At 49.7% G+C, this 9,351-nt stretch carries 11 protein-coding genes; all 11 read left to right on the top strand.

The annotated features are described in order from the left end of the window. Positions 1–210 precede the first annotated feature (210 nt). The 11 genes from ABF463_RS12730 (at position 211) to ABF463_RS12780 (ending at position 9,126) form a co-directional block, all read left to right on the top strand. Positions 211–1,182: a sugar ABC transporter substrate-binding protein gene (locus tag ABF463_RS12730; RefSeq protein ID WP_415534114.1), complete on the top strand. Its 972-nt coding sequence runs from the start codon at positions 211–213 to the stop codon at positions 1,180–1,182. 13 nt (positions 1,183–1,195) lie between these two features. Next, positions 1,196–2,512 carry a sensor histidine kinase gene (locus ABF463_RS12735; protein WP_415534116.1) on the top strand — a complete coding sequence of 439 codons (1,317 nt, stop codon included), beginning with the start codon at positions 1,196–1,198 and terminating at the stop codon, positions 2,510–2,512. Further along, entirely contained in the window at positions 2,509–3,186 is a 678-nt protein-coding gene (locus ABF463_RS12740) for a response regulator (protein WP_415534118.1), read from the top strand. Before ABF463_RS12735 ends, ABF463_RS12740 begins: the two co-directional genes overlap by 4 nt. Then, positions 3,183–4,487 (top strand): ABC transporter substrate-binding protein, encoded by a 1,305-nt coding sequence (locus ABF463_RS12745; RefSeq protein ID WP_415534120.1) that lies wholly within the window; start codon positions 3,183–3,185, stop codon positions 4,485–4,487. The genes ABF463_RS12740 and ABF463_RS12745 overlap by 4 nt, the downstream gene beginning before the upstream one ends. A gap of 295 nt (positions 4,488–4,782) precedes the next feature. Next, positions 4,783–5,208 carry a PTS sugar transporter subunit IIA gene (locus tag ABF463_RS12750; protein ID WP_415534122.1) on the top strand — a complete coding sequence of 142 codons (426 nt, stop codon included), beginning with the start codon at positions 4,783–4,785 and terminating at the stop codon, positions 5,206–5,208. Positions 5,209–5,240: 32 nt separating this feature from the next. Further along, positions 5,241–5,741: a PTS system mannose/fructose/N-acetylgalactosamine-transporter subunit IIB gene (locus ABF463_RS12755; protein ID WP_415534124.1), complete on the top strand. Its 501-nt coding sequence runs from the start codon at positions 5,241–5,243 to the stop codon at positions 5,739–5,741. A gap of 40 nt (positions 5,742–5,781) precedes the next feature. Beyond that, positions 5,782–6,642 (top strand): PTS mannose/fructose/sorbose/N-acetylgalactosamine transporter subunit IIC, encoded by an 861-nt coding sequence (locus ABF463_RS12760; protein ID WP_415534126.1) that lies wholly within the window; start codon positions 5,782–5,784, stop codon positions 6,640–6,642. A 1-nt stretch (position 6,643) separates the two neighbouring features. Further along, positions 6,644–7,504: a PTS system mannose/fructose/sorbose family transporter subunit IID gene (locus ABF463_RS12765; RefSeq protein WP_415534128.1), complete on the top strand. Its 861-nt coding sequence runs from the start codon at positions 6,644–6,646 to the stop codon at positions 7,502–7,504. A gap of 33 nt (positions 7,505–7,537) precedes the next feature. Then, complete coding sequence (locus ABF463_RS12770; RefSeq protein WP_415534130.1) at positions 7,538–7,879, top strand: hypothetical protein; 342 nt, start codon at positions 7,538–7,540, stop codon at positions 7,877–7,879. Positions 7,880–7,888: 9 nt separating this feature from the next. Beyond that, positions 7,889–8,689, top strand: coding sequence for a Cof-type HAD-IIB family hydrolase (locus ABF463_RS12775; protein ID WP_415534132.1), 801 nt, complete (start codon positions 7,889–7,891; stop codon positions 8,687–8,689). Between the two features lie 224 nt (positions 8,690–8,913). Next, positions 8,914–9,126, top strand: coding sequence for a hypothetical protein (locus tag ABF463_RS12780; protein ID WP_415534134.1), 213 nt, complete (start codon positions 8,914–8,916; stop codon positions 9,124–9,126). Positions 9,127–9,351: the final 225 nt, after the last annotated feature.

Genomic DNA, 9,351 nt, shown 5'->3' on the forward strand with positions numbered 1-9,351 from the left:
GCCAAAATTCTGCTTGATCATCTGGGCATCCTTTGATCAATTTTGATTTTGAGGGAGCTTCAGCACCGTCACGCTATCCGCAAGACCGCAGATGAACAGACCATACTCCAGACATTGTAACGACCCAAAGAGTCTGCTATACTAAGAACACATGCATTTCGTACAGCAATGTCATATCATACAAACCGGCAGGCAAGGAGATGACTTCTTATGCGCAGATTTTTTCACAAACGGTTGTATTTGATTTCTGCCTGTCTGGTTCTTGTGCTGCTGGTGGGCACAATTAACGCCTTTGTGCGCAACAACAAACCGGTATCAACACTTAAATCGGGGCTAAAATTCGGCGCGACTTATATGACAATGAACAACCCGTTTTACGAGATCATCGACGCTGAGATTCGCTCAGAACTGGAGGCCAAGGGCGATACGCTGGTCAGCCGTGATCCCGCTCTGGATGTGCAAAAACAGATTGAACAGATTGAGGATTTCATTCAGATGCACGTGCGCGCTATCTTTTTAACGCCGGTGGATGTCGGGCAACTGCATCGCGTCCTGCTGGAAGCCCGACAAGCGGGCATCCCGGTTATCGCTGTGGATTCTCAGGTTTCTGACCGGGCACTGGTCGTCTCCACCATCACGTCCGACAACTATGGCGCGGGCGTTCTTTGCGCACAAAACCTTTTAAAGACACGTTCTGGTGGCAACATCCTGATATTGGAGCAAAAAAGCGCCCAGTCGGCCACCGATCGCATCCGCGGTTTTGAAGATACTCTAAAAGGGCACAACACATTCCGAGTTGTCGGGCGTGGTGATTGTCTGGGACAATTGGAGCGGGCCATGCCTATTGTAGAGACACTGCTGCGGCAGGCGCCTCAACCCGATGTCGTGATGGCGTTGAACGACCCCAGTGCATTGGGCGCCATGGCCGCTTTAAGAGATCATGGTCTGCTTTCAAAGGTACTCGTCTACGGTGTGGATGGTTCCCCCGAGGCAAAAGCCATGATCGCCGAGGGGAATATGACTGCCACAGCCGCGCAGTTCCCCACCAAGATCGGAAAAGAGGCCGTACAGCAGATGTACCGCATTATCAACAGACAACCATATGACCAGATTGTCACCGTGCCAGTAGAATTGGTCACACAGGAAAACGTAGTTGATTTTGGAACAAATAGTTGGCAATAGGGGCGAAAACAACATGTATAAGCGTCTTTTCTCCATATATGTCCTTTTATGCATCTGGAACCTCGTCGCTTTGGTGTTCATATGTGCTGTTACAATCCACGCATCTTACTTGATGTGTGCAATCGGTACCGCCCGCACGTTCCTCAATCAGGTTTCTGCCGTCCCCCATTCGCCCTGGAATTCGGCTTTACTGGCTCTCGGCTGCTACTTAACACTTATTGTCATCTTGTTCTATAAACGTTTACATTTGCCCCAACACGCCAATATCAAATGGATCGCCGTAGCGCTCGAAGTAGTGCTGGCCATTACCATACTGATGGCGCTGGACATGGGTTACAGCGGGATTTTGCTGCTGATTGTCATTGACTTGATGACCGGCATACAAGCGCAGGAAAAACGGCTGACACTACTGGCAATTTCTTTGATTCTGTACATTTTTGCAGATTACAATATTGTTTCCCTCCAAATTCCCATGATTTCTTTCCAACAATATCTCATCGGCTATTCAAATGCACTGCAAAACCTGTTGCTCGGCATCCGCAGCGCGTTCTCCTCCGTCGATCTGATTCTATTCTTGCTCTATGTGCTGCTGCTCATGCGCACCCAGCAAAAAGAAACGCAACGTATCCGTATGCTCAACGAGCGCGTCAATCATGCGAACGAAAAGCTAAAGCAAATGAACACGCAACTTTTGGATTATGCAAAAAAAACGGAGAAAATCGCGGAAATGCGAGAACGCAATCGTCTTGCACGGGAAATCCACGACACCATTGGGCACGCGCTCACCGGCATCTCCGCAGGCATCGACGCCTGCATAACCATGGTTGACATCTCACCTGAGAACACCAAGCAACAGCTTGCACGCATCTCCGTAGTGGCGAGACAGGGCATTAAGGATGTACGCCGTTCGGTCACCAAGCTGCGCCCGGATGTATTGGAAACCCTCCCTTTGGAAGATGCCCTGCGCCAAATGGTCGCTGAGACAGGCACCGCCACACAGACGGCAATCTCTTGCGACAATCAGGCCGGTCCGCTGCATTTCGACCCGGATGAGGAGGATACGGTCTATCGTGTTGTGCAGGAAAGCATCACCAATGCCATCCGGCATGGCGGCGCCAAACAAATTTTTGTCACGCTGACGCGCAAGGAAAAATGGCTGACACTTACCGTTCGAGATACGGGAGTGGGCTGCGCGTATATCCAGAAGGGATTTGGGTTGCAGCATATGGAGGAACGCGTCGCCCTGCTTGGCGGCAATATTTCTTATAACAGCGGCAACGGGTTCACGGTGATTGCTAACATACCGATTCGTTGGGGGGAACAAGGATGATCAAGGTTCTCATTGCCGATGATCAGGAGCTGATCCGGCAGAGTTTACAAATTGTGCTGGGGGCAAATGCAGACATGACGGTGACCGACACCGCCTCCAACGGTCGCGAAGTGTTGCGCTGTGTGCGGAAAGAACCGCCAGACGTGATATTAATGGACATCCGTATGCCGGAGATCGACGGCGTACAGTGTACAAAAATTATTAAAGAAAATTATCCGCACATCAAAGTCATTGTATTGACGACTTTTGACGAGGATACCTATATCTTCAGTGCACTCAAATATGGGGCGAGCGGGTATTTACTCAAAGGTGTTTCCATGGAGGAACTCTCCGATTCCATCCGCAAAGTATCGGCGGGGCAGGCTATTATCAATCCCGGCATCGCCACTAAGGTTGTTCACATGTTTTCCAAGATGGCACAAAGTAATCTCTCTACCCCTACAACGAAAAAAAATCTGGAGCTGCTCAGCCGCACTGAAAAGCAAGTTGTACGGGAAGTCGGGTGCGGCCTTTCCAATAAGGAAATTGCACAAAAGCTTTGCCTTTCCGAAGGGACAGTACGTAATTATCTCAGTGCCATTTTGAGTAAACTGGATCTCCGCGACCGCACACAACTGGCCATCTTGGCCACACAGAGTGGCATTCTGGTACAAGAACCGGAGGACGCACCATGAAGCGGCGGCGCCTGACTGTCATTGTCATTGCGGCAGTCTTCTCGGTTGCGGGTTCTTTGATGTGGGCATTCTGGCCAAAGCAAACCGTCCTCACGTTTGGCATGATGGCCGGCAGCTATTGGGATGTTCCAAACGGCAATTGCTACCGCATTATTGACCAAACCATCCAGCGATTTGAAAAAACACACCCCGGCGTACATGTGAAATATACCAGCGGCATATTAAAAAGAGACTATTCGGAATGGCTGTCCGAACAAATGCTACTGGGGCAGACGCCGGACGTATTTATGGTACAGCCGAACGACTTCAACACCTTTTCTTCCATCGGTGCGCTCAAGTCCTTGAACAGCCTGATTGCGGCAGATAAAACTGTCCGTCCCAGCATGTATTATACTGCGTCCTACGATGCCGGTCAGTATCAGAATACACAATATGCTCTGCCTTACGAGAGTGTGCCGGTTATGATGTTCGTCAACAAGACGCTTTTACAGCAGTCTGGTATCCCGCTGCCCAACAACAATTGGACATGGGACGATTTTTACCGTATCTGCAAACAGGTAACACGCGACACCAATGGTAACGGACACCCGGATCAGTTTGGATATTACGGCTACACCTGGGAAGAGGCCGCCTATGCCAATGGGGTGTCTCTGTTCAATGCGGATGGTACCGCCTGTCATATCAACGACTCTCGGGTTGTGAGTGCAGTACAGTTTATGAAAGATCTGTCGGCTTTGTCTGGCAATACGGCACCCACTTCACGCGAATTCGACTTGGGTCAAGTCGCTTTCCGCCCGTTTTTGTTTTCCGATTATCGCACCTACAAACCGTATCCGTGGAGTATCAAAAAATACACCGGTTTCGACTGGGACTGTATCAAAATGCCCAGCGGGCCAAGCGGCGGCAATGTTTCGGAATTGAACACCCTATTGATGGGTATCAGCGCCAAAACGCGGCACGGCCGCCTTGCATGGGACTTCTTGAAAATGTTGACTGCTGATACGACAACGCAGCAGCAAATTTTTCAGTATTCGCAAGGTGTCTCCGTTCTGAAGCAGGTCACAGAATCAGCACAGACGCGTGCCCTGCTCACGGAAAACGAGCTGGATGGACAGGGCATCAACACAGACACACTGGACGAAATCATGAAAAGTGCTGTGACAGCGCCAAAATTTCGCAAATACGACGGCGCCATCCAACTGGCAGACAGCCGCGTCAACACGCTCATCTCCAGCGGACAGGAAATTGAGCCTGCACTTTCCACGCTGCGGCTTGATATCCTAAATTATCTGGAGCAATAAAAATTATTTTCCCATTTTTAATGCCGCCTCTGCGCAAGGAGACTGTTACAAAATAGCTGCACAAAAAATGCGTCTTGATTGGGCTTCGAAAGCCGTTTCAAGGCGCATTTTTATGAGATAAATACAATTGCTGTCTTGGTTAAAAATGGAATACTGCTTTGATAAACGCCTCCTCCATAAAACATGACAATTGTCATGCGAAAATAATGACAAAATACAGATGAAAATGTGTAAATCTTTTGTTAAACTATGTGTAGTCAAAAGAAACAAAATACCAAGAAAGTGTTGATAATTTTTGAGATATATTATACTTGTCAGCCATGGGGAATTTGCATCCGGTTTAAAAAACGCGACCTCCATGCTGATCGGCTCACAAAAAAACCTGCTCTGCACCGGGATGTTGGACGGAATGGGAGCCGACAGTTTTGTAGAAAATTTTCGTTCCCTTATCAAGGCCATCACGCAGGAAGATCAAATTGTTTTATTGGCCGACTTAGCGGAAGGCTCGCCTATGACCAATGCACTTAACACGCTTTCCGAATGCGGACTGATGGGTAATGTGATAGCTATCGCGGGTATGAACCTACCGATGGTGGTGACGGCAGCTATGCTGGACGAAGATCTGTTGGACAAAGAAGCGGTTGCGCAAGCGATTCTGGAGGAGGCGCATAACCAGCTTCGGACCATGCAACTCGACATCGGCGAAGATGATGAAATTTAAACGATAATCTACCTGCCAAGGAGGAACAAAACATGTCCATTTCATTTATCCGCGTAGATGACCGGATGGTACACGGTCAAACCTGCACCCGCTGGGCGCTCGAATATCCTTGTGATGGCATCGTGGCCGTCAACGACAAGGCCGCGAACACCCCTGTACTCAAAGCGGCATACAAAAATGCCGCTATCGGAAAAAAAACCTTTGTCTGGACCTATGAGGAATGGAAAACCAAATGCCAGAAAGTGCTGGATTCCAGCAGCCGCTATTTCCTCATTACGAAGGACCCGATCACGATGGCAAAAATTTTGGCGGAGGATAAATTTGAACCGGGTCTGAAAGAAGTCATTATCGGGCCGTGCAACGATCGCCCCGGCACCACAAAGCTTGGCAACAATCAATCCATCACGCAGGAAGAAGCAGACGCATTGGAGCACATTTACAAATCAGGGTACAAAATACAGTTTGCCCTGATCAAAGAGGCGGCTATCGGCCCGTGGGAAAAGTTCCGCGGACAGTTTGGCTATAAATCGTAAGCACTGAATCTGAGGGTAATTTGAAAGGATGAGTGATCCCATGTCCATTAACATTTTGCAGGCAGCTTTATTGGGTCTGTTTGCGTGTTTGGCAAGTCTTCCAGGTCTTGGCGGAACCACCATCGGCAACTACACACTTGGCAGACCGCTTGTCGCCGGTCTGGTCGTCGGTCTCATCATGGGGGATGTGACAACAGGTATCATCGTCGGTGCGGCCATCCAGATTGTTTACATCGCGCTTGTGACACCAGGCGGCACGGTCTCAGCTGATGTACGCGCTGTCAGCTATATCGGCATTCCACTCGCCATCATGGCAATTAAAGGGTTGGGGATTGCCCCCGACACAACGCAGGCACAACAGCTGGCGACCAGCTTGGGCGCTGCTGTGGGCACGCTCGGCACGGTGTTATTCTACCTGACCGCCACCATCAATCTGGTCTGGCAGCATATCGGCTGGAAAGCGATTGACAATGGTGATCTAAGGAAAGTGTATTTGGTTAACAAGGGTCTTCCATGGATTTCCCACATCATTTGCAGCTTTATCCCCACATTTGCCATCACGATGCTCGGCTCCAACATGGTCAGCGTCATTAAAAACTATCTGCCGATGGATGGTCTCGCCATGAAGACCCTGTTCACACTCGGCAGTCTCCTCCCGGCAGTCGGAATCGCGATTCTGCTCAAGCAAGTCATCACCAAACCGGCACATTTTCTCAGCTTTTTCTTCGGCTTCACCCTTTGCGCCGTCATGGGACTGAATCTGGTATCGGCTGCCCTTGTCGCCGGGTTCTTCGCCGTCATTACCTACAATATTCAATTGGTTGCTATGAAGAAAAAGGCGGCAATCGGAACCTCGTCGCAGGATATTGCTGAAAACGACGATGATGAGGAGGATATTTGAAATGGCTGTTACTGCTGAAAAGGCGATTCAAACGCCTGTGAAAAAAGTATCCCAGAAAACACTGCGCAGGTCCTTTCTCGAATGGTTCTACGGCAACTTGACCTGCTTCTCGCAGGAGCATATGCAAACCTTTGGCTACATGTGCGCGATGCTACCGGTCATTGAGGAACTATATGACAGCAAAGAAGAACAAAAAGAGGCCATGCAGACTTACCGGGCGTTCTTCAACACCGAGCCGCAGATTGGCACCGTCGTTGTAGGCATGACCGTTGGTATGGAAGAAGCCAAAGCAAATGGCGAACCTCTTGACGGAGAAGCCGTAAACGCGATCCGCGCAGGCCTGATGGGCCCGCTCGCAGGCATCGGCGACTCCTTGATTGTCGGCACACTCATTCCCATTCTGCTGGGTGTCTCGCTGGGCATGTCCACCGGCGGTTCCCCGCTGGGCGCCATCTTCTACATTGTGGTATGGAACCTGATCGCTATTTTTGGAATGCGCTTTCTGTTTAGTCTCGGCTACAAGCTCGGCGGGCGGGCCGTGGAGATTCTCGTCGGTGAAAAAGCAAATGCTGTGCGTGAAGCGGTAACCATGATTGGCACCATCGTTATCGGCGGCGTTTCCGCCTCGTGGATTCACGTCAAAACCGCGCTGACGATCGTCAACGGCAAAGTCACCATTCTTGATCTGCAAAAAACATTAGACAATATTTATCCCGGCCTGTTGACTGCCGGATTCGTCATCCTTTGCTGGTGGCTGATGACCAAAAAGAATCTTTCCCCTGTCATCGTGATGCTTTTGCTTGTAGTCGTTGCGTTCCTCGGCTGCCTTGTAGGTTTCTTCAATCCGGGCCTCAAATACTAAACCAAACCGTCTACAGAGAATGGGAGCAAAGCAATGATGGATACTGCAAAAATAAAAGGCGAAGACCGCATTCACGAGGACAATCTGATTCATGTGGATTTTCAAAAATGCAAGCAATTGCGTGAAGAGGCCGCCATGCAGACACGCGCGCTGAAGCAACTGGTCAAATGGCGGCTCAACGCCTCCATCTTCTCAGCTTTTGGTTTGATTCTCGCCTATTGCGGGTTGATCAACAAAATGTTCCCATTCGCCGTGGGTGTTATCGGGCTGGCGGCCGCAGGATTATTCGCGGTTGGCACACTTCTGGTGCATCTAAGCATCTGCCACGGCAAAAAGAACGTGGCGCGTATCCAAAAACTGGTCGAATCGAAGTGACGACACGTCATGCCATGCAAAATGATTTGTTCCGACATTGATGGAACCATTTTGAACACCAGCCATCAGCTGACTGAAACCACGCGCCGGACAGCCGCCGAAGCACTGGCGCAAGGCATCAGAATTGTTCTTGTTTCCGCTCGGATGCCGCAAGGGATGGAACCTATTCGTCTGGCACTGTCTTTACCGGATACGCTGATTTGCTACGGTGGAGCCCTGATTACGGAAGACGGCTTGGCTGTTTTCAACCGGTTTTTACCTCTTTCCGAAGCAGAACACATTTTGAACGCCGCGCGCCAACTGCATATACATTCCAGCCTTTACCGGCAGAACCACTGGATCATCGAACAGCCGGACGCATGGGCGCAGCAGGAAACCGACATCACCGGCTTGGTACCGGAGATTGTACCGTTTCCCGACGTTTTCCGGCAATGGAACGAAGCGCATACTGGTCCTAACAAAATTCTTTTCATGGCAGCCCCACATGACATCACCGTATTGAAACAGGCTGTGGAACAAGAGGCACACGCCGGCCTGATCTGCTACCGCTCCAAACCAACCTATCTGGAAGTCGTACCGAAAGACGGAAGCAAACGGCAGGCTGTCTCATTTTTGTGTAAGCGATATGGCATTTCGTCGAAAGACATCCTCGCAATCGGTGATGGGGAAAATGATCGGGATATGATTGCATTTGCCGGCATCGGCGTGGCAATGGGCAATGCTTCGGACGCTATCAAACAGACTGCCAACTTTATCACACGGACAAATGACGCAGACGGTTGGGCATTTGCTATTCAACAGTTTTTATAAACAACCGACCGGCTGCCAAAACTGCTGATAAGAGCTAGCGTACCTTCTACCGTTATAAAAAACAGCAGAGGAAAAGCAATCTGGCAGACTTTTCCCACAGTCCGCATCGCACCCGCTCATTATTTTTCACGGCGCAAACGCTATATAGTATGAGCACCCCCCCGCAAAGCCATGCAACAGCGAGTATACACAACAGTGAAAGATCGGAGACCGGAGCAATCACTATGAACGCGACCCCATGGATCAATGCAATTGCACCATTGGCACTGTCCGTCACCGTTGGCATCATCGGCTTTTTCCTCAAGCGAACCATTGCCCTAGTGGATAAGCACGAATCCGATATTGTGGAGAAGTCAAGAATGGTGCAGAGTGTGAACACCCCAAAGTTACGGTTTTCACACATTTTCGATAGTCACTTAAATATATCGTATTCCTAACTAGAATTTTTTGAACCTTGTGGTGACTCTGCTCACCTCCACCGCTGAAAAGCCCGCTTTACAGCGGGCTTTTCCTATATTCGTGCGGAATCAGTTCCCGTCTAGAGAATTTGCGCAGACAGTGAGGTGACATTATAGTCTATAATCACTGATAACATATATGTGCCAACGAACTGGCGCATCTAGAAATGGTAGGCTCTATTGTTTATCAGCTCACCCGCAATA

The organism is Ethanoligenens sp. (genome assembly GCF_047718355.1).
Classification (GTDB): Bacteria; Bacillota; Clostridia; order Oscillospirales; family Ethanoligenentaceae; genus Ethanoligenens.